The organism is Conexibacter woesei DSM 14684, from assembly GCF_000025265.1.
GTDB classification, from domain to species: Bacteria; Actinomycetota; Thermoleophilia; order Solirubrobacterales; family Solirubrobacteraceae; genus Conexibacter; species Conexibacter woesei.
Genome location: NC_013739.1, coordinates 3320802 through 3347789 on the forward strand (window position 1 = coordinate 3320802; position 26988 = coordinate 3347789).

The window sequence follows — 26988 nt, forward strand, 5'->3', positions numbered from 1 at the left end:
GGACAGAGTGGCCACTGAACGGCCGCGAGAATACGAGGACGTGAGATCGGCTGGAGCACCAGCCGGTCCGTCGGCGCCTGCGGACGCCCCGCTGCCGCGTGCCGCACGGCCGCGCGGGACGCTCGTGACGGCTGCCGGCGTCGTCTGCGTGCTCGCCGTGATGGCGCTCGTCGCAATCGCGCTGCTCGACGCGCCGACCGCGGTCCGCGGTGCCGGCGCCGCGGTCGCCGCCGCGGCCGGCCTCGGCGCCGGGGCCGTGCTGGCGCGCGTCCTCTCCGGGCTGCGCGACGAGCACGCGGCGCTCGCGCTGCGCGAGGCCGACGCGCTGCGGATGGCGGAGCTGGACGAGCTGACGGGACTGGGCAACTACCGCATGTTCTCGCGTCAGCTCGCCGCGGAGGTCGCCCGCTCGCGCCGCTACGACGACCCGTTCTCGCTCGTGCTGATGGATCTCGACGGCTTCAAGGCGATCAACGACGAGCTCGGCCACCTCGCCGGCGACGATGCGCTGCGCCACGTCGCCGCCGCGCTGCGCGAGACGCTCCGCGAGGAGGACGTCTGCTGCCGGCAGGGCGGCGACGAGTTCGCCGTCGTCGCCGTGCGCGCCGGGGAGGAGGAGGCGGCCGAGCTGAGCGAGCGGCTGACGCGCGCGATCGAGCAGATCCCGTTCGGCGTCAACGGCGAGCGGCGCCTCGGCGCCTCCGCCGGCTGGGCGACGTTCGGGCGTCCGGCGCGCAGCGCCGACGAGCTGATCCTGCGCGCCGACTCCGCGCTGCGCGAGGCCAAGCGGGCGACCGACGGCACCGCCGTCGACCAGCCGCGGGCGGCCGGCAGCCGCCGGCAGGCGGGCCGGCTCGGCCGCAGCGAGACGGCACGGCTCGCGCTGCTGTCCGGCCTCGCCCGCGCGCTCGCCGGCGCCCGCGACGAGCGTACGCTCGCGGAGACGACCGTCGCGTTCCTGACCGGCGCCTTCGACACGGTCGGCTCGGCCGCGCTGTCGGTCTGGCCGCACGCCGACGCGACCGCCGCGGCGGGTCTGGAGCCGCGCCTGGTCGCGCTCGGCTCGGGCGGCGAGCCGCCCCAGGCCGGCGCCGCGCTGGCCGGCCGCGCCACCGTCCGCCGCGCGCTCGCCGCCGCCGGTCCCGCCGTCGTCGACGACGACGGTTGCGCAGCGTGGATCGACGGCACCGCCGTCCGCAGCGAGCTGGCGGTCGCGGTCCCGGACGGCGCCACGACGTGGGGCTGCCTGCTGATCGCATGCGACCGCCCGCGTGCGTACGGGATCGTCGAGCGGGCGCTGGCGGAGGCGATCGCGCAGCAGCTCGGGCGCGCGCTCGCCTGCCGCCGGCTGCTCGACAAGCTCAGCGTCTCCGGCTTCGGCGAGCTGTACAGGCTCGCCGCCGACGCCGACGGCGCGACGCGCCACGCGCCGGCGGCCGGTGAGCCGCTGGAGGAGGCCGAGCAGTGGCGGCTCGCCGACCTCGCCTGGCAGGCCGGGCGCGCGCTCGCGCTCGACGACGAGGAGCGCAGGTCGCTCTACCTCGCCGCGCTCTTCCACAACGTCGGCACCGTCGGCGTGCCGGCCGCGCTGCTCGCCCACCCGGGCGAGCTGCACGACGAGGAGCGCGCGATCCTGCGCGAGCACCCGCTGATCGGCGAGCGGATGCTGCGCGCGCTGCCGCTGCTGCGCGACGCCGCGCCGATCGTCCGCCACGAGCACGAGCGCTGGGACGGCGCCGGCTACCCGGACGGGCTCGCCGGCGACGAGATCCCGCTCGAGGCCCGGATCCTGCTCGCCTGTGACGTCTTCGTCTCGATGACCTCGCCGCGGCCGTGGCGGCCGGCGCGCTCGCTCGACGCGGCGCGCGCCGAGCTGCGCCGCGTCGCCGGCGCGCAGCTGGACCCCGACGTCGTCGACACGCTGCTGGAGCTGCTCGACGACGGCGAGGCGTTCGACGACGGTGACGGCGACGGCGAGCGCAGCGCGCAGCCCGCCGGGGTCTGACGCCGCTACGCCGCCAGCTCCGCGACGAGCCGCAGCTGCCGCAGCCGCTCGTCCGCCGTCCACGCCATCGGCGAGACCATCAGCGTGCCGACGCCGGCGTCGCGGAAGACCTCGATCCGCTCGCGCACGACGTCCTTCGGTCCGCACAGCGAGACGAGGTCGATCAGCTCGGCCGGGAGCGCCGCGCACGCCTCCTCGCGCTTGCCGTCGAGGTAGAGGTCCTGCACCTCGCGCGCCGCATCCTCGAACCCGTAGCGCTGGACGAGCTTGTTGTAGAAGTTCGCTCTGCGCGAGCCCATCCCGCCGACGTAGAGCGCGAGGTACGGGCGCATCGCGTCGCGGGCCGTCTCGACGTCGTCGGTGATGTAGACGGTCACCGTCGGGGCGATGTCGAAGCCGTCGAGCGTTCTCCCGGCGCGTGCCGCGCCCTCCTCCAGCGGGCCGCGGAGCTCCGCGACGTGCTCGGGCGAGAACAGCGTCGGGATCCAGCCGTCGGCGATCTCGCCCGCGAGCGCGGTGTTCTTCGGCCCGATCGCGGCGAGGTAGACCGGGATCCGCTCCTGCACCGGCGCGATCGTCAGCTTCAGCGCCTTGCCCGGCCCGTCCGGCAGCGGCAGCTCCAGCGTCTCGCCTCTGAACTCGACGCGCTCGCGCGCCAGCGCCATCCGCACGACGGCGACGTACTCGCGCGTGCGCTGGAGCATTCTCCCGTAGCGCTGGCCGTGCCAGCCCTCGGCGACCTGCGGGCCGGACGCGCCGATGCCGAGCAGCATCCGCCCGTCGGACAGCTGGTCGATCGTCGCGGCCGTCATCGCCGTCATCGCGGCGCTGCGGCCCGGCATCTGCAGGATCGCGGAGCCGAGCTTGATTCTGGTGGTGGCGGCGGCGAGCCATGCGAGCACGGTCGGGGCGTCGGAGCCGTACGCCTCCGCGACCCACAGCGAGTCGTAGCCGAGCCGCTCGGCCTCCTGCACGATCGCGAGCTGGTCCTGCGAGCTGAGGCCGAGGCCCCAGTAGCCGACGTGGACGCCGAGTCTCATCACAGCTCGTCCCCGGGGCGCTCGAAGATGATCTCGGGCACGATGCACGCGGGCGAGAGCTTCAGCAGCATCCGCACCGCCCCGCTGATGTCCTCGGGCTGGATCATGTCGGTCGGCTGGACGTGGCCCTTGACGAAGTCGGTCATCGCGGTGTCGACGAAAGCGGGGCAGAGCGCGGTCGACTTGATCCCGTCGTTCGCCAGCTCCTTGTTCATCGCCTGCGTGAAGCCGACGACGGCGGCCTTCGTCGCCGAGTAGACCGACAGCCACGCCTGGCCGCGCTTGCCGGAGATCGAGGAGGTGTTGACGACGAGCGCGTTGCGGTGCTCGCTGCCGGCGGCGCGCAGCAGCGCGGCGCACTCGCGGTAGAAGAGGACGACCGCGCGCAGGTTCACGTCCAGCTGCATGTCGAGCCGCTTGGTCTCGATGTCGGCGACGGCGGCGCCGACACCGACGCCGGCGTTGTTGACGAGCACGTCGAGACGGCCGAAGCGGTCCCGGTGGGCGGCGACGACGGCCTTGACGGCGTCCTCCTCGGACAGCGGCCCGGCGACGTCCTGCACGTCATAGCCGGCCGCGCGAAGCTCCTCCGCGACGGCCGCCAGCTTCTCCGGGCGGCGGGCGGCGAGCGTCAGGCCATAGCCCTCCTCGCCGAGCATGCGGGCGATCGCCAGCCCGATGCCGCTCGATGCCCCGGTCACGATCGCCGCTCGCTGCGCCATCTCCACCCACCTCGTCTCGAACAGGTGCGGGCGCCCAGCGGAGCCCGCCGCGAGGTATCCAATCACTCGCCGCGCGCCGACTCGCCACTTGCGGCGGACCTCTACGCTTCGGGCGATGTCCGAGCGCACGCCCGAGCTGACGATCCTGGCGGTGCTCGTCGCGCTCGTCGCGGGGATCCTGCTGCTGGGCGGAAGAGGCGGTGCAGGCGGTGGCGCTGCCGCTTCCACGACCGAGGTCGTCTCGCCGCAGCGGCTCGCGCGCGTCGAGCGGCGGGTCGAGGAGCTGCGGGGATTGAGATTCCTGACACCTGTCAAGGTCGAGGTGCTCTCGCCCGACGAGGTCCGCGCGATCGGCGTCAGAGAGTCCCGCGAGGCGACGCCGAGAGCCGAGACCGCGGCGCGTGAGGAGCTGATGAAGCTGCTCGGGCTGATCGACGCAGACGTCTCGCTCGACTCCGTCACCAGCTCGATCTACGGCGAGCAGGTGGCGGGCTTCTACGACCCCAGAAGCGGGCGGCTCGCGCTCGTCGAGGGTGCTGGCGTCGACGACGTCACGCTCGCGCACGAATTGACGCATGCGCTGGAGGACCAGCACTACGACCTCGACCGGCTCGGCGAGCCGGGCAGGGGCGACAGGATGGACGACGACGCCGCAGCCGGCGAGAGCGGCCTCGTCGAGGGGACCGCGACCGCGCTGATGATGCGCTATCTCCAGCGCTACCCGGAAGCGCTCACGCTCGGCGACGCGTTCGGCCAGCTCTTGAGCGCGTCGGGCGGGAGAGCGCTGCCGCCGTACGTGATGAGATCGCTTCTGTTCCCCTACCAGCAGGGCGAGCGATTCGTCGACGGCCTGCTCGCGACGAGCGGCGACTGGAGACTGGTCGACAACGCGCTGCGCTACCGGCCGCCGGTCTCGACCGCCGAGCTGTACGACGTCGACCGCTGGCTCAAGGTGGAGCGGCCCGAGCCGGTCGCGCTGCCCGCCGCCGCGGCGTTCGGCCCGGGCTGGAGACGGGTGCTGACGTCGACCTTCGGCGAGTTCGACCTGCGCGAGCTGCTGCTCGCCGCCGACGTCCCGCGTGCCGCCGCCGAGCAGCTCGCCGGCGGCTGGACGGGCGGCCGCTACGCGCTGTGGCGGCGCGGTCCGCTGGCCGCGGACGGCTGCGCCGCGCCGTGCGCCGAGCGGGACGCGTTCGTGCTCGGACTGCGGCTCGACTCGCCCGTCGCGGCCCGCGCCGTCGCCGCCCCGCTGCGGACGTGGGCGCGCAGACTCGCGCAGGAGCGCGGGACCGGCGCCGCCGTGCAGAGCCGTGGCGACGCGCTGCGCCTCACGCTCGCGCCCGGCGACGCGCTCGCGGCGCGCCTCGCGCGCTAGCTCCGCCGGAGCCGCGGTCGATTGCTGGTGCAGGAGACCAGCAATCGACCGCGGCTCTACGGACAGCGCGGCTGGTCGGCGTCGGCGACGGCGCGGAACTCCGCCAGCACGGGGGCGTGGGCGAGGATGAACTGGTCGGGTTGGTCGCCGGCGATGCGCCGGCCGGCAGCGAACGCGATGTACGGCGGCGCGCCGGTCGCGCGGTCGGCGGGGCAGGCGCGCAGCTGCGCGACGGCGGCGTCGACCTCTGCCGGCGACAGCTTGCGCTCCGGCCCCGAGTCGGCCAGCGGGCGCACGAACAGGCGCGGGTCGCCGGGCGCGAGCAGCAGCGACCCGACCTGGAGCGCGCCGAGCAGCAGCGCGATCCCGGCGACTGCCGTCAGCGCCGCAGAGCCGGCACGCACGGCCGCGACGACGCCCGCGGCCGCGAGACACACCAGCAGCGGCTCGACCACGACGAGGAACGTCAGGTAGCTGCCGGTCTTGAACAGCGTCAGGAACAGCAGCAGCGCGCCGGCGCTGCCCGCCGCGAGCGTGCGCAGCAGGTCGTCGTCCAGCAGCCAGGCGCGCAGCGGCACCACGAGCACCGCGCACGCGAGCAGCGGCAGCAGGTTCCAGGCCCCCTGCGCCCACAGGCCGGCGACGTAGCTCACGGCTGCGGTCCCGCTCTCGCGCTGCGCCCGCACCGCGCCGTCGAGCAACCCGTCGCCGTAGAGCAGCAGCGACAGCAGTCCGAGCACGACAGCCGCCGCGGCGAACGCGGCGATCCCGCGGACGCGGTCGCCGCGCAGCCGCACGCCGAGCAGCAGCGCGAGCGCGGGCAGGCCGAACGCCAGCTTGAACGCGGTCGCGAGCGCCGCGAGCACGCCGGCCAGCACGACCGTGCGCGCGCGGCTCGCCGCCAGCGCGGCACCGAGCAGCAGCGGCGCCGCGAACGTCTCCGGCAGCAGCTGCGCGTGCTCGCGCAGCATCCACGGCGAGACGAGCACGACGAGCGCCGCGAGCACCGCGGCGGCGCGTTGGCCGGTGAGCCGCCAGACGACGGCGAGCACGAGCGCCGAGGTCACCAGCTCGACGGCGGCCATCGCGATCCGCAACGCCGTCAGCGTGTCGCTGATGCTCAACACGAGCGCGCCCGCGAGGTAGAGCGGCGGCGGCTGCGCGGCTGCGACGTCGCCGTAGAGGTCGCGGCCGTCGGCGACGAGCCGCGCCGTCAGCGCGTAGACGCCGTCGGAGTACTCCCAGTAGCCGTCGTCCTGCCACAGCGCGAGCGCGACGAGCAGCACGACGGCCGCAACCGCCCACGCGACGATCGCGGGCGCGCCGAGCGCGTCAGGCCGGCGCTCCCGCCTGCTGGCGATGACGGACACGGCGGGGGAGGATAGATCGCGCGCCGGGCGGCGCGGGCCAGCGCCGGTCAGCCGGCCCGCTCGGGCTCGACGCCGACCGCGTTGAGCGTCCCCGCCAGCATCGCGTAGTGGCCGGCGAGCATGCACAGCTCGATCCGCTGGCGCTCCTCGTAGCGCTCGGCGAGCGCCGCCCACGTCGGCGCGCTCAGCGTCCGCTCGCGCACCAGCTCGTCCGCTGCGCGCAGCAGCAGCCGCTCGCGGTCGTCCCAGCCCGCGGCGTCCGGCCCGTCGCCGACGCGTGCGACCTGCTCCGCGGTCAGCCCGGCGCGCTGCCCGAGCGCGACGTGCTGGTGCCATTCGTAGTCGCTCCCGCACAGCACGGCGACGCGCAGGATCACCAGCTCCGCGTCCGTGCGCGAGAGCGTCCCGAACGGCATCAGCCGCGCGGCGAAGCGCAGCCACGGGCGGAACAGGCGGCGGTGGCGCGCGAGCGTCGTGAAGACGTGCGGCGCGTCGACGCCGCCGCCACGCGCGGCGAGCGCGCAGACGAGCGCGTTGAGCGGGCCGATCTCGCGGCGGCCGCCCGGCGGGACGCGCGGCGGCGTGGCGCGCAGCGGCGTGCCGGGGAACGGGATCGGGACGGGCGCCGCGCCGCCTCGGCCGACGCGCGCCGCGAGCAGGCCGCGCAGCGTCGCGCCGTGCCCGCCCGCGCCAGCGGTCTCCTTCACCACGTCGCCGCCTCAGCCCGGCGCGCCACGCCGTCGCCGCCACTCATCGCCGCCACAGCCCGACGCGCCACGCCGTCGCCGCCGCTCATCGCCGCGGCTGCTCCGTCGTCAGCGGCGCGTCCTCGGCTCGGGCGATCGCGAGCACCTCGTCGAGGTCGCGCTGGGCGCCGGCGTCGACGACGTGCTGCACGAGCATCCGCGGCGCCAGCATCGCGCCGACCCAGCGCGGCGCGACGACCCGTCGCGAGCGCCGCTCGATCCCGCGCACGATCGCGTCGACGGCGGTCTCCAGCGGCGCCACGCGCGTGAACGGGCCGCCGCGTCTGGAGACGCGCGCGGCCGCCTCGGTGCCGAACCCACGCCGCGTCATGTCGGTGTCGATCTCGGCGAAGTAGCCGACGCCGACGCGCGCGCCGGACGACTTCAGCTCGATCCGCAGCGTGTTGCCGAGCGCTTCGACGCCCGCCTTCGACGCGCTGTAGGCGCCGAGCAGCGGCAGGTGCAGCGCCGCCGCGAGCGACGCGATCGCCAGCGCGTAGCCGGAGCCATGCGCGATGTGGGGCGCCGTCGCGCGCAGCGTGTAGTAGACGCCGAGCAGGTTGACCTGGACGGTCCGCTCGAAGATCTCCGGGTCGCCGCCGAGCAGCGGCACCTGCGCCGCGATCCCGGCGTTTGCCATCACGACGTCGAGCCCGCTGAGCTGCGCGGCCAGCCCGGTGACGGCGGCATCGACCTGCGCGCGGTCTGCGACGTCGCAGACCTGCCACGGCGCGCCGCCGCAGCGCGCGGCGACCTGCTCCAGCAGCTCCGGCTCCAGCCCCGCGAGCGCGACGCGAGCACCGCGCGCGTGCAGCCGCTCGGCGACCGCCGCGCCGATCCCGCGCGCCGCGCCGGTGATCAGGACGCGTCTGCCTGCGAGCGAAGCCGGGGTGGAGGCCATGCGCGTGAGCCTAGCCCGGCCGCCGACCGCGAGCGCCGGCACGCACTCGCGCCAGCCGCGCCCGCCGCCGGCTCGCCCGCCGCGGGCCGCCGATGCCCGCCGATGAGTTTCGCGCCGCCGGCCCGTCTTCAGACCACACGAGCCGAACGGGATCACGGGAGCACACGATGACGAACGCATTGCAGACAGACAGCACCGCCGCCCGCGGCTCGCGCACGCGCCGCCGGCCCGGCGTCGCCGGCGCGGTGCGGCAGCTGCGCCGGACCTTCCACGGCCCGGTCCACCTGCCCGGCAGCGACGCCTACGACGCCGCGCGGACCAACTGGAGCGGGACGGTCGTCGCGCACCCCGCGATCGTCGCCGAGGCAGCCGGCGCCGCCGACGTCCGCGCCGCCCTGCAAGCCGCTCGCGACCACGGGCTCGCGTTCGCGGTGCAGGGCACCGGGCACGGCACGGCCGTCCCCGCCGACGGCGCGCTGCTCGTCAAGACCGGCCGCATGGACGCGGTCTCGATCGACCCCGAGTGGGAGATCGCCCGCGTCGGCGCGGGCGCCCGCTGGGCGGACGTGATCGCGGCGGCCGCGCCGTACGGCCTCGCGCCGACAGCGGGCGACACGCCGTCGGTCGGCGTCGCCGGCTTCACGCTCGGCGGCGGCGTCGGCTGGCTCGCGCGCAAGTACGGCCTCGCGGCCGACAACCTGCTGCGCGCCGAGGCCGTCACCGCAGCCGGCCGGCTCGTCGCGGCGAGCGCGACCCGCAACAGCGACCTCTTCTGGGCGCTGCGCGGCGGCGGCGCGAACTTCGGCGCGGTCACGGCGCTCGAGCTGCGACTCCACCGCCTGCCGCGCGTCCACGCCGGCGTCACGTACTTCCCGCTCGAGCGCGCCGCGGCGACATTGGCGAACTACCGCACGTGGGCGCTCACCCAGCCGCGCGAGCTGACGACCGCGATCGTGCTGTCGAGAGCGTCGCCGCAGTCCGGCATCGCCGGACCGGTGATGGAGCTGCGCGCGCTCTACGCCGGCGACGCCCGCGACGCCGAGCGCGCGCTCCGCAGCCTCCACGCGGTCACCGGCGAACCGGTCGCCGGCGGCTACACCACGGCGCCGTACGGAGGCGCCGCGGTCGGCGGGACCGCACCGCGCGGCTTCGAGCTGCTGGACGACCTGCCGGACGCCGCGATCGCCGCCGCCGTCGAGCTGGTCGGCGGCGATCGCGCTCCGGCGAAGGCGATCGAGTTCAGATGCTGGGACGGCGCGATCGCCGACGCCGGTCCGGACGCCGGGCCGGCCGGGCACCGCCACGTTCCCTTCTCGGTCAAGGTCGACGGTCCGCCGGAGGCCGTCGCGCCGCTCGCGGCCCACGCGACCGGCGGCTCGTTCCTCAACTTCCTCCAGGATCAGACGCGCACCCGCGACGCGTACACGCCGGAGAACTGGGAGCGCCTGGCCCAGCTCAAGCGCGCGCTCGATCCCAGCGGCCTCTTCGGCCTCACGCACGCGATCCCCGCGCGCTGACGGCAGCACGGCGCCGCGCCGAGCCGGGCGCGGAAGGTGTGCCACGGGTCGCGTCGGGCAATCATCTGAAGAGGCTTCGGCGCTGCCGAAGCGCTACCCCGACAAGGTGAGAAGTGACATGTCCGTCGCTTCGCTGAAGCAGATCCTCGACCCCGCGTTCGAGGAGCGGTACGGCGTCGCAGCGATCAACGTCGTCGACGATCTCAGCCTCCGCGCCGTGCTCGCCGCCGCGACGGCGCTCGAATCGCCGCTGATCGTCCAGACCTCGCTCAAGACGGTGAAGTCGATCGGCGCACCAGTGCTCGCCGCGCTGTTCCGCGCCCGCGCCGAGGAGGTCCCGATCCCCGTCGCGATGCACCTCGACCACTGCCCGGAGCGCGAGTGGATCACGACCTGCCTGCGCAACGGCTGGAACTCGGTGCTGTTCGACGGCTCCCACCTCGACGTGGAGGAGAACCGCCGGCAGACGGCGGAGGTCGTCGAGGAGGCCGACGGCTTCGACGTGCAGGTCGAGGGCGAGATCGAGACCGTCCGCGGCGTCGAGGACGGCGTCGGCAGCGACGACGGCGGGGACATCCACCCGATCGAGATCTCGGACGGCTTCATCGCCGACACCGGCGTCTACGCGTTCGCGCCGGCGATCGGGACCGCGCACGGCCTCTACGCCGCCGCGCCGCACCTGATGCCGGAGCGGGTGACGGAGCTGGTCGGGCGCCGGCCGATCCCGATGGTGCTGCACGGCGGGACCGGCCTCGCGCAGGCCCAGTTCGAGGATCTGATCGCGCGCGGCTGCGCGAAGGTCAACATCTCGACGGCGCTGAAGATCGCCTACCTCGACGCGACGCGCGAGTACGTCGCCGCGAACCCCGGCAAGAGCGATCCGCCGTCGCTGTTCAAGCACGTCGGCGCAGCGGTCCAGCAGATGGCCGAAGACCACATCCGCATGTTCGGCTCGGCGGGGAAGGCCGCTCCTGTGCAGACACGATGAGGGCGTTGGTGTTCGACTGCGACGGGGTCCTCGCCGACACCGAGCGGTACGGGCACCTGCCGGCGTTCAACGCCACCTTCGCCGCGTTCGGGCTGCCGGTCGAGTGGTCGCCGGAGGAGTACGGCGAGAAGCTGCGGATCGGCGGCGGCAAGGAGCGGATGGCGACGCTGTTCGCCGATCCCGAGCTGGTGCGCGCACAGGGCCTGCCGACCGACCCCGGCGCCCAGCGCGAGCTGCTGCAGGAGTGGCACCGCCACAAGACCGCCGTCTACAAGCAGATCGTGCAGTCCGGGCAGCTGCCGCCGCGGCCCGGCATCGCACGCGTCGTCGGCGAGGCGCTGGCGGCCGGCTGGTCACTGGCGGTCGCCTCGACGTCGGCCGAGGAGGCGGTCCGCGCCGTGCTCGAACACGCCGTCGGCGCCGAGCAGGCGCGGCGGTTCGTCGTCGTCGCCGGCGACGACGTGCCGCGCAAGAAGCCGGACCCGGCCGTCTACACGCTGGCCGTCGAGCAGCTCGGCGCCCGCCCGCAGGACGCGCTCGCCGTCGAGGACTCGCGCAACGGGCTGCTGGCCGCCGTCGGCGCCGGACTCCGCTGCGTCGTGACGGTCAGCGGCTACACCGCGGAGGAGGACATGAGCGAGGCGGCGCTCGTGCTCACCAGTCTCGGCGACCCTGGCGAGCCGGCGGAGGTGCTCGCCAACCGCAGCGCCGCCCGACCCGGCGCGACGATCGAACTGGAGGATCTCGAGGCATGTCTGTGACGTCACTGGACGAAGCGCAGCGCGTGGTGCGAATCGTCGCCGAGACGGCGATGGCGAACGAGACCTACTTCGGAGAGCTCGACGCGGTCGTCGGCGACGGCGACTTCGGCTACTCGCTCGCGCGCGGGTTCGGCAAGCTGCTGGAGGACTGGGACACGCTGGAGTACGACGACGTCGCGGGCCTGCTGCGCCGCTGCGCGATGGTCATCTCCGGCCGCGTCGGCGGCGCCTCGGGCCCGATCTGGGGCACGGCGTTCCTGCGTGCCGGGGCCTCGCTGAAGGACACGCCGGACCCGCGTGGGGAGGACGTCGTCGCGGCGCTGCGGTCGTCGATCGAGGGGATCAAGCAGCGCGGCGGCTCGGACCTGGGGGACAAGACGCTGATCGACGCGCTCGTCCCCGCCGTCGACCGGCTGGAGCAGGAGCTGACTGCCGGCGCCGGCACGCAGGCGGCGCTGGCCGCCAGCGCGCAGACCGCGCGCAGCGCGGCGGAGGGGACCAGAGGGATGCTCGCCAGACGCGGGCGGGCGGCGTACGCGGGGGAGCGCTCGCGCCCGTCGGTGGATGCCGGGGCTGTGGCCGTCGCAGTGATGTTCGAAGCCGTCAGCGAGGCGTGGAGTGCCACGAGCGACTGACACCACAACGTCCGAGGAGACACCGTGAAGAAGTTCGTGAACGATCCACAGCAGTTCGTGCCGGAGATGCTGAAGGGCATCGCACTGGCCAATCCGGACACGCTCAGATACGTGCCGGAGTACAACCTGATCATGCGCAGCGACGCGCCGCGCGACGACAAGGTCTCGATCGTGCAGGGCTCGGGCTCCGGCCACGAGCCGGCACACGCGATGGCGGTCGGGCCGGGGATGCTCGACGCGGCCTGTCCCGGCGACGTCTTCTCGGCGCCACCGTCGGACTACGTCTACGAGACGACGAAGCTGCTGCGCTCCGAGATGGGCGTGCTGCACATCATCAACAACTACACCGGCGACCGCATGGCGTTCGACATGGGCCGCGAGCTGGCCGAGGCCGAGGGCATCCAGGTCGGCACGGTCGTCGTCGACGACGACGTCGCCGTGACCGACTCGACGTACACCGTCGGCCGCCGCGGCGTGGCGGGCAACTTCTTCGTCATCAAGGCGCTCGGCGCGTCCAGCGAGCGCGGCGCGGAGCTGGACGACCTCGTCGCGCTCGGCAGACGCGTCAACGACGTGACGCGCTCGATGGGGATCGCGCTGACGTCGTGCACGCCGCCCGCGAAGGGCTCGCCGCTGTTCGACCTCGGCGAGGACGAGATCGAGGTCGGCGTCGGCATCCACGGCGAGCCGGGCCGGCGCCGCGAGCCGATGAAGGCGGCCGACGAGCTGGTCGACGAGATGCTCGAGGCGATCCTCGGCGACCTCCCGTACGCCTCCGGCGACGAGGTGGCGCTGATGGTCAACGGCCTCGGCGGGACGCCGATCTCGGAGCTGTACGTGCTCTACGCCCACGCCCACGAGGCGCTCGCCGAGCGCGGAATCGACGTCGGCCGCTCCTACGTCGGCGAGTACTGCACGTCGCTCGACATGGCCGGCGCGTCGTTGACGCTGGTGCGGCTCGACGAGGAGCTGAAGGAGCTGCTGACCGCGCCCGCGCAGATCGCGGCGCACACTTTCTGAGCAGGACGCTGCCGGCCATGGCATGCTCTGCGCGACATGGCCGGCAGCTCACGATCATGGCGCCTCCTGGGTCCAGCTGTTCGCAGCAGCGACTTCGGCTCGCTGCACGAGACGCTGCTGATCACCGCCGTCACGACGGTCCTGTTCATCCGCACCCAGCTGTGGCTGACCAACTACCCGCAGCTCGGCGGCCACGGCCTCCACATCGCGCACCTGCTGTGGGGCGGCATGTTCATGCTCGTCGCGATCGCGCTGCTGCTGACGTTCCTCGGCCGTCCGGTCCGGCAGCGCGCGGCGATCGTCGGCGGCGTCGGGTTCGGCTTCTTCATCGACGAGCTCGGCAAGTTCATCACGTCTGACAACAACTACTTCTACAAGCCCGCCGCGGCGCTGATCTACCTGATCTTCGTCGTGCTGTTCGTGCTCGCGCGCTGGGCGCAGCGCAGCAGCGGCCTGACGCGCGACGAGCGCATCGCCAACGCGATCGACCTGCTCGGCGAGGCGAGCGGGCAGCGGCTCGACGAGCGCCGCCGGGCGGAGGCGCTGGCCCTGCTCGACGGCGTCGAGGACGACGACCCGATGGTCGCGCCGCTGCGATCACTGCTGATCGCCTCCGCGAGCACGGAGCGGCGCCCGCCGTCGTTCTTCGAGCGCGCGGCGGCGGCCGTCCGCGCCGCCGAGGAGCGGCTGACGGCGAGCCCGCACTTCCCGACCGTGCTGTGCACCGTCTTCGCGGTCTGGGCGCTGATCTCGTTCCTGACGGCGGCGGAGCTGGCGCTGTCGCTGCTGCTCGAGCTCGGCGGCGCCCATCCTGGCTTCGTCGGAGACGGCGTCGACAACCTGCGGTTCGTCAACGTCGCGAGCATCGCCGCGAGCCTGGTGGCGGCGGTCCTGGTCGCGCATGGGATCGTGCGCGAGCGCGCCGGCGATCGCAACGGAGCGATCACGGCGTTCCAGCGCGCGCTGCTGATCTCGATCCTGGTGGTCCAGGTCTTCTCGTTCTACGAGTCCCAGTTCGGCGCGGTCTTCGGCCTGGCGGTCGACCTGCTCCTGCTGCTCGGCGTCCGGCGGCTCGGCGGCTCCTCCGAACGCACCGCCTACGCGGCGGGCGTTCTACCGAGCGCGAACCTCAGCGCGTCCGGGTAACGGGGGAGGAGCCCGAACGTCGCGGTCCCCGGCACGACCGTGACGGGCGCGCCGCCCATCAGCGCGGCCAGCCGGCGGCTGTGGGCGGTCGGGTGGATCGTGTCCTCAGCTCCGCTCCAGAGGGCCGCGGGGACCCTGATCGCGGCAGGGTCGACGCCCCACGGCGCGGACAGCAGGCGGACCTCGTCAGCGAAGCCGTCGGGACGCGCGAGGATCTCGGCGGTCGCGCGGACGTGCAGCGCCCACAGCGCGGGATCCGCCAGCTCGCGCGCGTCCGCGGAGGGGATCCCCTTGACGAACCTTCTCGCCGCGCGCTCCGGGTTGCGACGGGCGCCGCGCGAGGACGCGCGCAGGCCGAGGCGCAGGAGCCACGGGGCGCGCCGGGCGAGCGTGAGCGCCGTCCGCAGCTGTCTGCCGGTCTCGGCGAACGTCGCGGGATCGTCGAGCGGGGCGACGGCACCGAGGAACGCGAGACCGGACGTCCGCGGTGCGAGCGCGGCGCCGACCGCGAGCGCGAACGGCGTGCCGCCGGACTGCGCGAGCACGCCGGCACGCTCGACGCCGAGCGCGTCGAGCAACGCGGCGTGATCGGCCGGCCAGTCGGTGAGCGCGCGCTGGGGCGCCGGGGTCGATCCGCCGGCGCCGGGCCGGTCCGGCGCGACGAGCCGGATCCCGAGCGCGATCGCGGCGGGCGCCGCGGCGCGGGCGAGGCCACGCGAGCAGGGACCGTCGAGCACGACGACGGTCGGGCCCGCGTCCGCGCCGAGCGTCGCGTACGTCAACGTCCGTCCGTCGGCGAGCGTGAGGTCGCCGTCGCGCTCGCCGGTCGGGGCGCCGGTGACGGCCTTGGCTGACATGACGTGCATCGGGCACCTCGCTTCGGGTCTGTGACGGCGGTCTGCGACGGCGGCTTGTGACGGCGTGTCGCAAGCCCAAGTGTGGCAGAGTTGCGACGCGATGTCACAAACGTCTCCCCGCGCGGCGCGCGTCCCGGAGGACGAGGCGCGCCGGCGCATCCTCGAAGCGGCGCGCGCCCTCCTGCTGACGCGCCCGTTCGCCGACCTCTCGGTCGGTGCCGTGATGCGCGAGGCGGGTCTCGCGCGCACGGTCTTCTGGCGCCACTACCCCGACCTGCCGCAGATGGCCGCCGACCTGCTGCCCGACGCCGACGCGCCGCTGATCGACCGCATCACCGCGATCGGCGACGCCCCGCCCGCCGAGCTGGTGCGCGCGATCGTCGAAGGGCTCGTCGAGACCTATGCCGCCCACGGCCCGCTGCTGCAAGCGATCGACGACGCCGCCCGCCACGACGCGGCGGTCGCGCAGCATCTCGACAGCGCGCTCGTCGGTCCGCGGCAGCTGCTCGCCCGGCTCGTCGCCGACGCGCCGCACCCGCCGCCCGACCCGGCCGAGACCGCGCGCCTGCTGATGGCCACCCACCGCGCCTACCTGCTCGACACGTTCGGCAGCGGCCGCCCCCGGCGCGGCGCGCGACGCCACGCCACCGAGGCGCTGCTCGCGCTGTGGGAGCGCCTGCTCGCCTGAGCGGTCACACCCGGCTCAGCCGGCGCCGGTGACGCGACCTTGCACGCAGGGCGAGCGCGAGCAGCGCCAACAGGCCGACCGCCAGGGCGACCGCGAGATAGGGCGGCGAGGATCCCTTGGTGCCGGGGAATGTGACGGTGGCGTGCGCTCGGCGCTCCAGCAGCCCGCTGCGGAGGACGACCTGCGCGGCCCACGGCCCGTCGGGCAGCTGTCTGTCCAAGGTGATCACGACGGGCTCGCTGTCGGCGATCGCGAGCGTGGTGCCGAGGTCGGCGGCGAACGGACCGGCGCTCAGCCCGCCGGGGCCGGCGCGGAGGCGGAGCGTCCCGTTCATGTCGAGGGCTCGGCCGCCGGTGTTGCGGACACGCGCGACGATCTGCGGTCGGCCGTCGTCCGACCGTTCCGCGGTCAACGAGTCGATCGCGAAGTCGGCGGCCGGGGGTCCGCCGGGACCGACGGAGACGTACATGCGGATGCCGACGCGGCTGACCTCCGTGATGCCGCCGTGTCTGCTGGCCGTCGTGCGCGCTTCGGCCCATATGACCGCATACCGCTCTCCCGGGGCGGCGTCGCGCGGGACGGAGATCGTCACAGTCGCGACCGCACGCGCTCCGGCGGCGATCTCGGTCGAGGACGGCCGGACCGACGTCCACGTCGACAGCTCGTTGCGGGTCCGGCCCACCGCCCCGGAGAACGAGCCCCTCGCGATGCTCGCGGCAGCCGCGTAGCCGCCGACGCGCACGGCCGAACGCGTCGTGTTGGACACAAGCATCCGCCGCTGGACGACCGCTCCCGGTGCGAGGTGGTCGACAACGTACAGCCGTGCGCGGGGGTCGTCGCGCACGATCGCGGGAACGTCGAGCAGCCGCAGGCCGATGCTGCCGCCGCCGGCGCGGGGAGGCGCGGCGGCGGACGCCGTCACGGCCCCGCCGGCGAGCGACGTGACCACGACGGCGAGCGCCAGCGCCGCCCGTGCGAGCTTGCCTTCGCGCTTACAGGACTGAGTGGGTGATCGTCGCGGAATAGACCCCGGCCGCCTTCCCTCCGCCGACGGTGACGTTGATCGTCGGGTTCCACGTCGCCGAGTTGTCGCCCGTGATCCCAGTCGCCGTGACCGCGGGAACCACTCCGGTGAGGTCGGGCGGATCGTTCGCCGTGAACGTCGCGGTGCCGACCTTCGTGATCGTGCCGGCGGTGTAGCCGACCGCTGCCGCGCCTATCGTCGGGCCGGCCGGCGGCGTGAAGGCGGTGGAGATGACGCTGGCGACCCAGCCCGAGCCCGCGGCGGCGCTGCGCGCGTCGTTGACCTGCACCGACCCCAGCGGTCCGCTGATCACCCCGCCGGAGACCGTGTTGGCCCTCGTGCCGAGGTTGCCGGCGGCGGTCGGGACGGTGATCGACAGCGAGCCGCCGGTGACCGTGACGGTGGCCGAGGTGGGCGCCGCCAAGGCGGGGGTCGCGATCCCGAGCAGCAGCGCCCCGGTGACGGCGGCAGAGATGAGTGTGCAACGAGGTCTCATGATCATCTTTCACACGTCGTTGTGGTGCATCGTCAGCTGATCCGCACCGTGGCCGCGTCGCGCGCGACGAGTCCGGCCGGCGAAATGGCTTGCACGTTGAGCTTGTAGGTCCCCCTGCGAGCGGGCTTGGCCCTGACCTTGCCGTTCCAGGTGAGCCGGCCGCGACCGGCGTCGCGCCGCGTGGTGCTCAGCTTGGCGACGACGCTTCTGCTGCGCAGCACGGTGAGCGTCACCTTGGCGGGCCCGCTCAAGACGAACGGCACCTGCACGCGCCTGCCACGGATGGACTTGAAGCTGGCCGCTGACAGCGAGACGGTCAGGAAGGGGGCTGCTCTCGGCGTGCCGGTCCCGCCGGGCGTGCCAGTCCCGCCGGGCGTGCCAGTCCCGCCGGGCGAGCCGGTCCCGCCGGGCGAGCCGGTCGAACCGTTCCCGCCCGAGCCCACAGGCGGGTCGACGGCGATCGTGAGCGCCTGCCTGGCGCTCCCGACGTTGCCGGCCGGATCCGGAGCCGAGGCGAGGATCGGCCACGTGCCCGCGCCGACGAAGGCCGCGGTCGCGTTCCACGCGCCGTTGGCCTGCACGAGCGTCGTCATCGTCTGGCCCGCGATCGACACCGTGACGACCGTGCCGGGCGCAGCACCGGAGGTCCCCGCGATCGTCGGATCGACGTCGTTCGTCGTCGCCGTCGCGCCGCCGGTGATCGCGACGAACGGCGACACCGTGTCGACCGTCAGGGTCTGGGTGAAGCCGGCCGGGTTCCCGGCCGCGTCGGAGACCGCCATGACGACGCGGTGGGGACCGTTGGAGAGCGCGGCCGCGGTCAGCGACCAGGTCCCTCCGGCCTGGACCAGCCCGGTCAGCGTCTGGTCGGCGAGCGTCACGGTCACGGCCGTGCCGGGCGCCACGTCCGCGGTACCGGAGATGTCCGGTGTCGCGTCGTCGGTCAGCGCAGTCGCTCCACCGTCGATCGTCGCCGCGGGTGCGGTCGTGTCGACGGTCAGCGCCTGGCTGTCGGTGCCCTCGTTGCCGGCGAGGTCGGTGACGGCGGCGGTGACGGTACGGGTGCCGTCGGTCAGCGCGGCCGGGGTCACGTTCCACGTTCCTCCCGGCTGCACGAGCGTGCTCAGGGTCTGCGTGTCGGCGGTCACGTGGACGACCGTGCCGGGCGCGGCGTCGCTTGCGCCGGCGATCGTCGGAGTCGGATCGTTCGTCGTCGTGGACGCGCCGCCGTCGATGGTCACGACGGGCAGCACGGTGTCGACGGTGAGCTGCTGGGTCGCGGTCCCCGGGTTCCCGGCCCCGTCTCTGACCGAGGCGGTGACCGGGTAGGTGCCGTTCGCCAGGATCGCCGAGGTCACCGACCACGCGCCGTCGGACGGAACGGCGGTGAGTGCCTGCCCCGCGATCGTCACGGTGACGAGTCTCGGTGCGACGACGTCGGTCGTCCCGCTGATCGTCGGTGTGGTGTCGGTCGTGGTCGCGCTGGCCCCACCGGCGATCGTGACGACGGGCGGGCCGCTGTAGAACTCGTTGGCGTCGAGCGAGACCGCGCCGGTGAGCGCCAGTGCGCGGCCGTTGACCTCCGTGCCGGCGCCGATCGCGAGCGCGTCGAGCGCCATCGCCGTTCCGGCGAACTTGGCGTTCGCGCCGATCCCGGCGGCGCCGTTGACCTGCCAGAAGATGCGTGACGCCCTCGCCCCGCCGGTCAGCGTGACCTGGGCTCTGGCCGCCATCGTGAGCGCCCCGCCGACCTTGAAGACGAAGACGGCGTCGGGGTCGCCGCCGGCGTCGAGTCTCACCGTTCCGGTGTTCGCCACGGCGGCCGCTGTGGAGTGCAGGCCGGGCGCGAGCGTCAGGCCGGCGAGGTCGCCCGCGAGCGCGGTGCCGCCCGTCCGTCTGGCGACGTCGTCATAGGCCGCGACGAGATCGGCGTGGGCCTGGGCGGCAGCCGCGTTGCCGACGCGGGTCGTGCCCGTGACGACGCCGGGAGGGAAGCCGGTCGGCTGCGCGTCCGCCTTCACGCCGAGGTCGCCGCGCAGCGTCGTGTGCGGAGCGCCGACGGCGTTGACGGTGTTGCCGACCGAGGCGCCGCTCAAGACCGCGTAGGTCGATGCCTGACCGAGGTCGACCATCGGCGTCGAGGCGGCGACGGCGGACGCGACGACCGGCCCGAAGCCGCTGGCCAGCAGGCCGCCGGCGAGCGCTCCGAGGACGAGGACCTTCGCGCGGCGTGACGATCGAGGACCGGACATGAAAGAGCACCCTCCAGACGGGGGCTGTCCGAGCCCGGCGGTTGACGTGCTGTCACGCGGTGCAACGGCGGGTCGCGGCGTGGACGTTGACCGAATCGCACCTTCTGGACATGTTTCCGGTCTAGTGGCGCGGTCAGGCGGTCCGATGGGCCGGCAGCGCGGGCGGCTTGGTACGCCGAAGGGCGACCGCAGCGCGAGTCGAGAGCGTGCTGAGCGTGTCGTCGTCGGCGAGCTCCGCGAGACCGACGCTGACGGAGGCCTCGGGACGGCGCGTCCTGAGGGCGCGTTGGATTTCCGCCGCGTGGGCCGAGGCGGTCGCGCGCGTCACGTCGGAGAGCGCACACACGAACCCGCCGCCGCAGCGCGCGGTGACGTCGTAGGAGCGCAACGTCGAGGTGATCGCCCGCGCGACGTCGTGCAGGAGCGCGTCGCCGGCGGCGTGTCCCTGGCGTTCGTTGACGAGCCCGAGCGCGTCGACGTCGACGATCGCGAGGATCATGGGTCGTCCGGTCCGGCGCGAGCGGTCGATCTCGTGCGCGATCGCCAGCTCGCCCGCGGCTCGTCGGAGGACGCCGGTGAGGTCGTCCAGGCTGCCCGAGCGGCGGTCGACGGCGGCTGCCTCACGGTCGGTCGCCGCGGCCGCGCGGTCGCTGGCTGCGGCGACGCGGTCGCTGCCGGCCTGCTGCTGGCCAGACTGGGCGGCACGGTCGCGGGCGGTGGCGGCGAGATCGCGCTCGTGGGCCGCCTCGTCCCGCCGGTCCGCCGTCGCGCCACGCTGTGCGGTCGTCCGCAGGCGGACTGCCGCGATCGAATCGCGCTCGCGGTTGGCCGCGAGGCGCTCGAGCCGTGACGCCTCGTGCGCGATCTCGGCCAACGTCCCGTCGGGCGCACGCGAACGCTCCCAGTCGGCCGCGGCCTGGTCCCGGTCCGAAGCGCGCTGATCTCGGTCGGCGAGCGCCTGATCGGCGTCGGCCTCCATCTGATCGGCCCGCGACGCCGCTTGGTCGGCGTCCGCCTGCTGCTGATCCAGGTCTGCCGCCGACTGGTCGACATCAGCGCGTCGACCGCCAGGGTGGGCGTCGTCCATGGAGTCACTCCTTCCGTGAAGCACCTGCGAAGGAGCGGATGACGGCCAATTGCATGCCGGCGAGGGGGAAGTGCCGGCACGCGCGCTGTCATCCGCTCCCGTTCGCTTGGGGGGAAGTTGTGGTGCGGCGAGTCGCCGCAGCCTCTTGAGCGTAGCGCGTCTCGGATATTGCGCTTTAACCTGGTAAATTATTGTCCCCGGTTGGCTTCGTGCTCTTCTCGCTGTCCGGGACGACGTTTCAGTCGGAGGGGCAGAGAGGCGGTCGGCAATGGCCACCGCAACAAGCAGCGCTCACCCGCACGGGTTTCGCACCGATCGCCCGGACGCGCAGCGGCGCCGATGAGCCGCCTGATGCGGCGCCCAGCGCGCCTGATCACGCTCAGCGGCTTGGTCATCGTCGTGCTGCTCGCGGTCAGCGTCGGCGTGACGGTGCAGCGCTTCGACGCCGCCGCCGACAGCTACCATCGCGTCGTCGACCACGCGCGCGAGCTGGTGGTGCTCGGCAACATGCGGCAGAACCTGCTCGACCGGACGGAGTCGACGCTGCAGGCCGTCGCAAGCAGTCGGCCGGCCGACCGCGCTGACGTCGCGCAGCTTGTGCAGGCATTCGACGCCGACGTCGCACGCATGCGGGCCCTCGAGCGCCTCGTCGCCGACGACGCAGCCGCCGCCGCCACGAACGCCGCGACGTTGACCCAGCTGGGCGAGCTGAACCGCAGAGCCGAGGCCTTCCAGAGCCAAGCCCGCGGCGACGTGGCCGCGCCGATCGACACGCAGCAGTTCCTTGCTGCGACGACGGCGATCAAGACGTCGCTCGAGGGCCTCGCGGCACGCGTCGCGGCGGAGCTGCCGGAGCTCGACGATAGCGCTCACAGCGACGCGCGCGAAGCCCGCGCGGTCGCGATCGGCGGGGCGATCGCCGTGGCGCTCGTGACGGCGCTGCTGCTGGCCTTCGTCGTGCGCTTGATACGCCGGCTGCTCGACGGCATGCGCTCCAGCGCCGACACGCTCACGCAGGCGACGCTCGACATGCGCGGCGCCGCGCAGGAGTCCGCAGCCGCGCTCGCGGAGCAGTCGGCGGCGGTGGCGGAGGTCGCGGTCACAGCCGACGAGCTGAGCACGACCGCCGGCTCGATGGCGTCCGGTTCGCAGGCGATGGCGAGCGCGACGCAGCAGACGACGGCGACGATGGACGACCTGCGCGGGCAGGTCGGAACGATCGCCGACCGCTCGTTGGAGCTGGGCCGCTCGAGCCAGGAGATCGGCGAGATCCTGACGCTGCTCAACGAGATCGCCGAACGCACCGACCTGTTGGCGCTGAACGCGGCGATCGAGGCCGCTCGCGCCGGCGAAGCCGGCCGCGGCTTCGCGGTCGTGGCGGGCGAGATCCGCAAGCTGGCCGAACGCTCGGGCCGCTCGACGGAGTCGATCCGCGAGATCATCGCGCGCGTCCAGGACGGGACCAACGCGACCATCCTTGCGACCGAGCGTGGCACGCACCAAGCGGAGGAGATCACCGAGCTGATGCACAGCTCGAGCGTCGACGTGGACGAGAGCCTGCGCGCGTCCGAGCAGCAGCGCGCCGCGACCGAGCAGCTGGCGATGGCGCTCGGCGGGATCCGCGGCGCCGTCGAGCAGCTCGCCGCGGAGCAGGACGCGCGGCTGGAGACGACCGAGCGCGTCGAGCGGCTCGTCGGCACGCTCGGGACGCTGCTCGAGCGCAACGGCGTCGCGCCGCGCGCAGCGCCCCGGGTCGTGCCGGTGGCGCCCGTCGTGCCGTCGTGACCGCCTGCGTGCGCGTCCTGCTCGGGCGCGAGCGCTACGGCGTGCCGGTCGAGCGCGTGCGCGAGGTCGCCGAGCTGGGCGACGTCGTCGCGGTCCCCGGCGCCGGTCCGCACGTTGCCGGCATCCGGCATCTGCACGGCGAGCTGCTGCCAGTCATCCGCCTCGACGGCCTGCTTCGCGCGCCCGCCGCGGCCCGGCGGAGGATCGTCGTCGTGGAGGACGGCGCACGGCGCGCCGGGCTCGCCGTCGACGCCGCCGAGGAGGTCGAGGAGCTGCCCACGCCCGATCGCCCCGGCGGCGCGTTGACGCTCGGCGCCGTCTTGCACGACGACCACCTGATCGGCCTGCTCAACGTGCCGGCGCTGCTCGACGCCGTCACCGCCACGGTGGCGTGATGGACGAGCGCCTGCTGGAGATCTTCCGCGACGAGGCGCTGGAGCGCGTCGACCGGATGAGCACCGTCCTGCTGGCTGCCGAGACCGGTGCCGGGGACGGGCACTCCGTGGCCGACCTGTTTCGCGACGCGCACTCGATCAAGGGCAGCGCCAGCATCCTGGGGCACGTGGAGCTCGGCGGGCTGGCCGGGATCATGGAGGAGATCCTCGCGCCCGCACGCGACCGAGGCGTGCTGCCGCCGCGCGTGGTGCCGGCGCTGCTCGGCGGCGTCGACGCGATCCGCGCAGCCGTCGCGGGTGACCTCGCCACGATCGAGCCTGCATCGGTCGCGCTGCGCGCAGCGGCCGCGAGCGACGGGCCGCCCGTCGCACGTCCCACCGCACCTCCCACCGTGCCTGGCGACGAGCCGCCCGTCGGGCGCCCTCAGCGCATGCTGCGGGTGCGAGCGGAAAACGTCGACCAACTGCTCGACGCGGTCGGCGAGACGGCGCTGCACGGCCGCCGGCTCGAGCACCTCGTCGGCACGCGCACCGCGGACGAGTCGGTCCACCAGGAACTGGAGCGTGGCGAGACGCTCGTCGGCGAGCTGCAGGATGCGGTCCTCGGCCTGCGCATGCTGCCGTTGGAGACGATCGTCGGCGGCCTGCCGCGGGCGGTCCGGGACATCGCGAGCGAGGCCCGTCGCGAGGTGCGGTTGGTGCTGGAGGGAACCGAGACGCCGTTGGACCGCTCGATCCTCGACGGGATCGGCGACCTGCTCGTCCACCTGCTGCGCAACGCCGTCTCGCACGGGATCGAGCCGCCGGAGGAGCGCGAGACGCTCGGCAAGCCTCGCACCGGGACGATCCGGATCCGAGCCGAGCAGCGCGGCGACCGCGTCGCCGTCACCTGCGCAGACGACGGCCGCGGCGTGACGCGCGAGCTGCTGGAGCGCTCCCGCAAGCACGGCTCCCTGATCGACCTGCTGGCGCAACCGGGCTTCTCGACCCAGGCCGAGGTCTCCGATCTGGCCGGTCGCGGGGTCGGCCTCGACGCTGTCAAGCACCACGTCGAGCGCATCGGCGGGGAGCTCGAGGCGACCAGCGAGCCGGGTGCCGGGACGGCCATGACGCTGCTGCTGCCGCTGACGCTCGCGGTCGTCACGCTCCTGCTCGTGGAGCGCGGCGGCCAGCCGTTCGGGCTGCCGCTGACGAGCGTCGAGCAAGCGGTCCGCGGCGAGCGCACCCACGCGCTGCACGGGTGCCGGTCGCTCGAGCTGGACGGCACGACCGTGCCGCTGGTCGACCTCGCCGACGCCCTCGGGAGCACGGCACCGGCGCTCGCGCACACCGCTCCCGTCGTGGTCGTCGCCAGCGGCGGCCAGCGCATCGCGATCGCCTGCGATCGCCTGCTCGGAGACCGCGAGTCCGTCGTCAAGAGCCTCGGACCGCTCCTCGCGCCGATCCGCGGCTACCTCGGCGCGACGATCCTCCCCGACGGCGGGATCGCGCTGCTGCTCGACCCTGCCCATCTCGTGCGCGCCGGCGAAGCCGCCGCAGCTCCGCCGCGCACCGTGGCGGCCCCGGAGCGACCGCCGCCGAAGGTGCTCGTCGTCGACGACCAGTTGACCGTGCGCGAGCTCGAGCGAACGATCCTGGAGGCCGCGGGCTACCGCGTCTGCACCGCGGAGGACGGCTTCGCCGCGCTCGCGACGCTCGAGCGCGAGGCCGACGTCGAATGCGTCGTCAGCGACGTCGAGATGCCTGGGATGGGGGGGCTGGCGCTGCTGGAGGCGATCCGGGCGCAGCCCGGCCACGCGACGCTGCCGGTCGTGATCGTCACCTCCCGCGACGACGAGCAGGCGCTCGCGCGCGGCGCCGACGCCGGCGCCGACGCATGGGTCGTCAAGTCGCAGTTCGACCAGCAGGCGCTGCTGGACACCGTCGGCCGGCTCGTCGGCCAGCGATGAGCGGCGATCCGATCCGCATCGCGATCTGCGATGACTCGCGCAGCTATACGGAGGCGCTCCGCAGCTTCCTCGAAGCCGACCAGACGCTGCGCGTCGTCGCGGTCGCGCACTCCGCGGAGGAGCTGATCGCCGAGCTGCCCCGCTCGCGCCCCGACCTCGTGACGCTCGACCTCGAGCTGCCGGGGATCGACGGCGTCGAGGCGATCCGGCGGATCATGGCGACCCGGCCGGTGCCGATCGTGGTGCTCAGCACGCAGGCCGAGAGCGGCGGCGGCACGCTCGCCGCGGCGATCGCCGCCGGGGCGCTCGACGCCGTCGCGAAGAGCCAACTGCGGCTGGACCGTCGCAGCGGCCCGCAGGCGATCCAGTTGCGCCGTCGCCTTGCGCGGCAGGCGGGACCGAGCGCCGCGCCGACGCCCGTCGCCGCGCCCGCAAGCCCCCGCAGCGCTGCGCCACGGCGCCCTCCCGGGGGCGGCGTCCCGAAGGCCGGCGTTGCGACGGTCGTAGGGGTGGCCGCCTCTGCCGGCGGCCCGTCGGCGCTGGCCGAAGTGCTCGGAGCGCTGCCGGCGGACTACTCGCTTCCCGTGCTCGTCGTCCAGCACATGTCGCGCGGGTTCACCGCCGGCCTGGTCGACTGGCTCGACGCCACGGTCCCGCCACCGGTTCGCCTGGCACGCGACGGCGAGCCGGCGGGCCGCGGCGTGGCGGTCGCGCCCGACGGCGCCCATCTGCGGGTCGGCGCCGACGGGCGCCTGCAGCTCGACGCGCGGGCCGATGGCAGCGCCCATCGCCCGTCCGCCGACATGCTGCTGCTCTCGTTGGCGCGCAGCGCCCGTCGCGGAGCGGTCGCGGTCGTGCTGACCGGGATGGGGCGCGACGGAGCGGCCGGCGTCTCCGCCGTCTGCGAGGCCGGCGGCGCAGCGATCGCCGAACGGGCGGACCGCGCGCTCCTGTCGGGGATGCCGGCGGCTGCGGCGGAGGGCGGCGCGACGCCGCTCGAGCTGAACCGCATCGGTCCCGTGCTCGCGCTCCTGTCGGCAGGGGCGCCGCGATGAGCGACGACCTGCGCGTGCTCGCCGGGATGGTGCAAGGTGCCAGCGGCATCGTGCTGAGCGACGTGCAGCTGACCTCTCTCGGCGCGGCGCTGCGCCGCGTCGACCCGCGGCTGGCGGCGACGGAGCTGCTGCACGACGGCGACACCGCGCGGCAGGCGCGCCGGCTCGCCCGGCTCGTCGACGAGGTCACCGTCAACGAGACGTTCTTCCTGCGTCACGAGGACGAGCTGGAGGAGATCGACTGGGCGGCGGCGGCAACCCGCGCGACGTCCGCCGGCAGGCGCGCGGTGCGCGTCTGGAGCGCCGGCTGCTCGACGGGCGAGGAGCCCTACTCGCTCGCGCTGCTGGCGGCGGAGGCGCTGCACTCGGAGCATCCTCCCGTCGGCGTCCTCGGCAGCGACATCTCGCCGACGGCGCTCGGCGCCGCCCAGCGCGCCGTCTACGGCCCCCGCGCCGTGCGGCTGCTCGACGCCGGGCGACGCTCCCGCTGGTGCGTCGCCGACCGCGGCGGCCTGCGCGTCGGCGATCGGCTGCGCGCGCTCGTCCGCTTCATGCCGCACAACCTCGTCACCGAGCCTTCGCCGCCGGAGGGCGAGCAGCCATTCGACGTGATCGTCTGCCGCAACGTCCTGATCTACTTCGACGCTCCCACCGTCGCGCGCGTGACCGCCGGATTTCAGGCCGCGCTCGCGCCCGGAGGCCAGTTGCTGCTCGGCACCGCCGACCGGCTCGGGAGCGCGCCCCCGCCAGCCAGCCCACCGACCCCGCCGGCGCCACCCGGCCCGCGGGCGGGACCTGGCCCGCGGACGCCGGCCGGCCCCCAGCCGAGCCCCCGCATCGACGGCACACCCGACCCGGTCGAGGCGGCGGCGCAAGCGGCCTTTGAGTCCGGCCTGCGGCTGCTCAGCGACGGCGACGCAGCGAGCGGCGTGCAGGCGCTGCGGCGCGCGCTCTACCTCGCTCCCGGCTTGGCCGTCGCCGCGCTGCAGCTCGGGCGCGGCCACGAGGCGCTCGGCGATGAGGCGGCAGCCCGGCGCGCATACGGGCAGGCGCTTGCCCTCGCGGAGCAGGCGGCGAGCCCGGAGGCGCGCCTCTACAACCGCGTCGGTGCGGCCGACGTCGTCGCCGCCTCGCGCGCGCGGCTGACGGCACTCGCACGCGTTTGACCCGCAGC

24 protein-coding genes are annotated in these 26988 nt (G+C 74.4%); 14 read left to right on the forward strand and 10 right to left on the reverse strand.

The features are described 5' to 3' along the window. Positions 1 to 40 precede the first annotated feature (40 nt). The gene (locus tag CWOE_RS30760; RefSeq protein WP_160165523.1) at positions 41 to 2005 is read left to right on the forward strand and encodes a diguanylate cyclase; all 1965 of its coding nucleotides are present in this window, start codon (positions 41 to 43) and stop codon (positions 2003 to 2005) included. Between the two features lie 5 nt (positions 2006 to 2010). Here CWOE_RS30760 and CWOE_RS15555 read toward each other — a convergent pair whose 3' ends face one another. Further along, positions 2011 to 3045: an LLM class F420-dependent oxidoreductase gene (locus CWOE_RS15555; protein ID WP_012934586.1), complete on the reverse strand. Its 1035-nt coding sequence runs from the start codon at positions 3043 to 3045 to the stop codon at positions 2011 to 2013. Continuing rightward, positions 3045 to 3767, reverse strand: a complete 723-nt coding sequence (locus CWOE_RS15560) for an SDR family NAD(P)-dependent oxidoreductase (RefSeq protein ID WP_012934587.1) — start codon at positions 3765 to 3767, stop codon at positions 3045 to 3047. The genes CWOE_RS15555 and CWOE_RS15560 overlap by 1 nt, the downstream gene beginning before the upstream one ends. A 115-nt stretch (positions 3768 to 3882) precedes the next feature. Between CWOE_RS15560 and CWOE_RS15565 the strand changes: the two genes are divergently transcribed. Next, the gene (locus tag CWOE_RS15565) at positions 3883 to 5142 is read left to right on the forward strand and encodes a hypothetical protein (protein WP_012934588.1); all 1260 of its coding nucleotides are present in this window, start codon (positions 3883 to 3885) and stop codon (positions 5140 to 5142) included. A gap of 56 nt (positions 5143 to 5198) precedes the next feature. On the opposite strand, the gene CWOE_RS15570 is transcribed toward CWOE_RS15565, so the two are convergent. From CWOE_RS15570 to CWOE_RS15580, 3 genes are all read right to left on the reverse strand, one after another. Continuing rightward, entirely contained in the window at positions 5199 to 6512 is a 1314-nt protein-coding gene (locus CWOE_RS15570) for a hypothetical protein (protein ID WP_012934589.1), read from the reverse strand. Between the two features lie 47 nt (positions 6513 to 6559). Continuing rightward, positions 6560 to 7222, reverse strand: coding sequence for a carboxymuconolactone decarboxylase family protein (locus CWOE_RS15575; RefSeq protein WP_012934590.1), 663 nt, complete (start codon positions 7220 to 7222; stop codon positions 6560 to 6562). A gap of 82 nt (positions 7223 to 7304) precedes the next feature. Then, entirely contained in the window at positions 7305 to 8159 is an 855-nt protein-coding gene (locus tag CWOE_RS15580) for an SDR family NAD(P)-dependent oxidoreductase (RefSeq protein ID WP_012934591.1), read from the reverse strand. Between the two features lie 167 nt (positions 8160 to 8326). Between CWOE_RS15580 and CWOE_RS15585 the strand changes: the two genes are divergently transcribed. From CWOE_RS15585 to CWOE_RS15610, 6 genes are all read left to right on the forward strand, one after another. After that, a complete protein-coding gene (locus CWOE_RS15585; RefSeq protein WP_012934592.1) occupies positions 8327 to 9676 on the forward strand; it encodes an FAD-binding oxidoreductase in 1350 nt (449 codons plus the stop codon). Between the two features lie 118 nt (positions 9677 to 9794). Next, positions 9795 to 10664 carry a class II fructose-bisphosphate aldolase gene (locus tag CWOE_RS15590; protein WP_012934593.1) on the forward strand — a complete coding sequence of 290 codons (870 nt, stop codon included), beginning with the start codon at positions 9795 to 9797 and terminating at the stop codon, positions 10662 to 10664. Further along, positions 10661 to 11425 (forward strand): HAD-IA family hydrolase, encoded by a 765-nt coding sequence (locus tag CWOE_RS15595; protein WP_012934594.1) that lies wholly within the window; start codon positions 10661 to 10663, stop codon positions 11423 to 11425. Before CWOE_RS15590 ends, CWOE_RS15595 begins: the two co-directional genes overlap by 4 nt. Then, positions 11416 to 12060: a dihydroxyacetone kinase subunit DhaL gene (dhaL, locus tag CWOE_RS15600; protein ID WP_012934595.1), complete on the forward strand. Its 645-nt coding sequence runs from the start codon at positions 11416 to 11418 to the stop codon at positions 12058 to 12060. Before CWOE_RS15595 ends, dhaL begins: the two co-directional genes overlap by 10 nt. Positions 12061 to 12084: 24 nt before the next feature. Beyond that, positions 12085 to 13080: a dihydroxyacetone kinase subunit DhaK gene (gene dhaK / locus CWOE_RS15605; RefSeq protein WP_012934596.1), complete on the forward strand. Its 996-nt coding sequence runs from the start codon at positions 12085 to 12087 to the stop codon at positions 13078 to 13080. Between the two features lie 36 nt (positions 13081 to 13116). After that, positions 13117 to 14226 (forward strand): hypothetical protein, encoded by a 1110-nt coding sequence (locus CWOE_RS15610; protein ID WP_012934597.1) that lies wholly within the window; start codon positions 13117 to 13119, stop codon positions 14224 to 14226. Here the strand turns inward: CWOE_RS15610 and CWOE_RS15615 are convergent. Further along, a complete protein-coding gene (locus CWOE_RS15615) occupies positions 14178 to 15083 on the reverse strand; it encodes an alpha/beta fold hydrolase (protein WP_160165524.1) in 906 nt (301 codons plus the stop codon). The two genes, CWOE_RS15610 and CWOE_RS15615, sit on opposite strands and share 49 nt — an antisense overlap. A 100-nt stretch (positions 15084 to 15183) precedes the next feature. Here CWOE_RS15615 and CWOE_RS15620 point away from each other — a divergent pair, with 100 nt between their 5' ends. Beyond that, a complete protein-coding gene (locus CWOE_RS15620) occupies positions 15184 to 15771 on the forward strand; it encodes a TetR/AcrR family transcriptional regulator (RefSeq protein WP_012934599.1) in 588 nt (195 codons plus the stop codon). A gap of 4 nt (positions 15772 to 15775) precedes the next feature. Here the strand turns inward: CWOE_RS15620 and CWOE_RS15625 are convergent, their stop codons facing one another. The 4 genes from CWOE_RS15625 to CWOE_RS30770 all read right to left on the reverse strand — a co-directional run bounded on the left by CWOE_RS15625 (position 15776) and on the right by CWOE_RS30770 (position 20906). Continuing rightward, the gene (locus CWOE_RS15625) at positions 15776 to 16720 is read right to left on the reverse strand and encodes a COG1361 family protein (RefSeq protein ID WP_012934600.1); all 945 of its coding nucleotides are present in this window, start codon (positions 16718 to 16720) and stop codon (positions 15776 to 15778) included. A gap of 43 nt (positions 16721 to 16763) precedes the next feature. Beyond that, complete coding sequence (locus CWOE_RS15630) at positions 16764 to 17291, reverse strand: hypothetical protein (RefSeq protein ID WP_041732627.1); 528 nt, start codon at positions 17289 to 17291, stop codon at positions 16764 to 16766. 32 nt (positions 17292 to 17323) lie between these two features. Beyond that, the gene (locus tag CWOE_RS30765; protein ID WP_012934602.1) at positions 17324 to 19543 is read right to left on the reverse strand and encodes an ice-binding family protein; all 2220 of its coding nucleotides are present in this window, start codon (positions 19541 to 19543) and stop codon (positions 17324 to 17326) included. Positions 19544 to 19676: 133 nt separating this feature from the next. Next, positions 19677 to 20906 carry a GGDEF domain-containing protein gene (locus CWOE_RS30770; protein WP_148261033.1) on the reverse strand — a complete coding sequence of 410 codons (1230 nt, stop codon included), beginning with the start codon at positions 20904 to 20906 and terminating at the stop codon, positions 19677 to 19679. 75 nt (positions 20907 to 20981) lie between these two features. Here CWOE_RS30770 and CWOE_RS15650 point away from each other — a divergent pair, with 75 nt between their 5' ends. Genes CWOE_RS15650 through CWOE_RS30780 form a run of 5 tightly spaced genes read left to right on the forward strand, consistent with a single transcriptional unit; the run spans position 20982 to position 26980 of the window. Further along, a complete protein-coding gene (locus CWOE_RS15650; protein ID WP_012934604.1) occupies positions 20982 to 22415 on the forward strand; it encodes a methyl-accepting chemotaxis protein in 1434 nt (477 codons plus the stop codon). Continuing rightward, the gene (locus CWOE_RS30775; RefSeq protein WP_012934605.1) at positions 22412 to 22810 is read left to right on the forward strand and encodes a chemotaxis protein CheW; all 399 of its coding nucleotides are present in this window, start codon (positions 22412 to 22414) and stop codon (positions 22808 to 22810) included. The genes CWOE_RS15650 and CWOE_RS30775 overlap by 4 nt, the downstream gene beginning before the upstream one ends. Continuing rightward, complete coding sequence (locus CWOE_RS15660) at positions 22810 to 24759, forward strand: hybrid sensor histidine kinase/response regulator (RefSeq protein ID WP_012934606.1); 1950 nt, start codon at positions 22810 to 22812, stop codon at positions 24757 to 24759. Before CWOE_RS30775 ends, CWOE_RS15660 begins: the two co-directional genes overlap by 1 nt. Then, positions 24756 to 25814 (forward strand): chemotaxis protein CheB, encoded by a 1059-nt coding sequence (locus CWOE_RS15665; protein WP_012934607.1) that lies wholly within the window; start codon positions 24756 to 24758, stop codon positions 25812 to 25814. Before CWOE_RS15660 ends, CWOE_RS15665 begins: the two co-directional genes overlap by 4 nt. Continuing rightward, positions 25811 to 26980, forward strand: a complete 1170-nt coding sequence (locus CWOE_RS30780; RefSeq protein ID WP_012934608.1) for a CheR family methyltransferase — start codon at positions 25811 to 25813, stop codon at positions 26978 to 26980. The genes CWOE_RS15665 and CWOE_RS30780 overlap by 4 nt, the downstream gene beginning before the upstream one ends. Positions 26981 to 26988 lie beyond the last annotated feature (8 nt).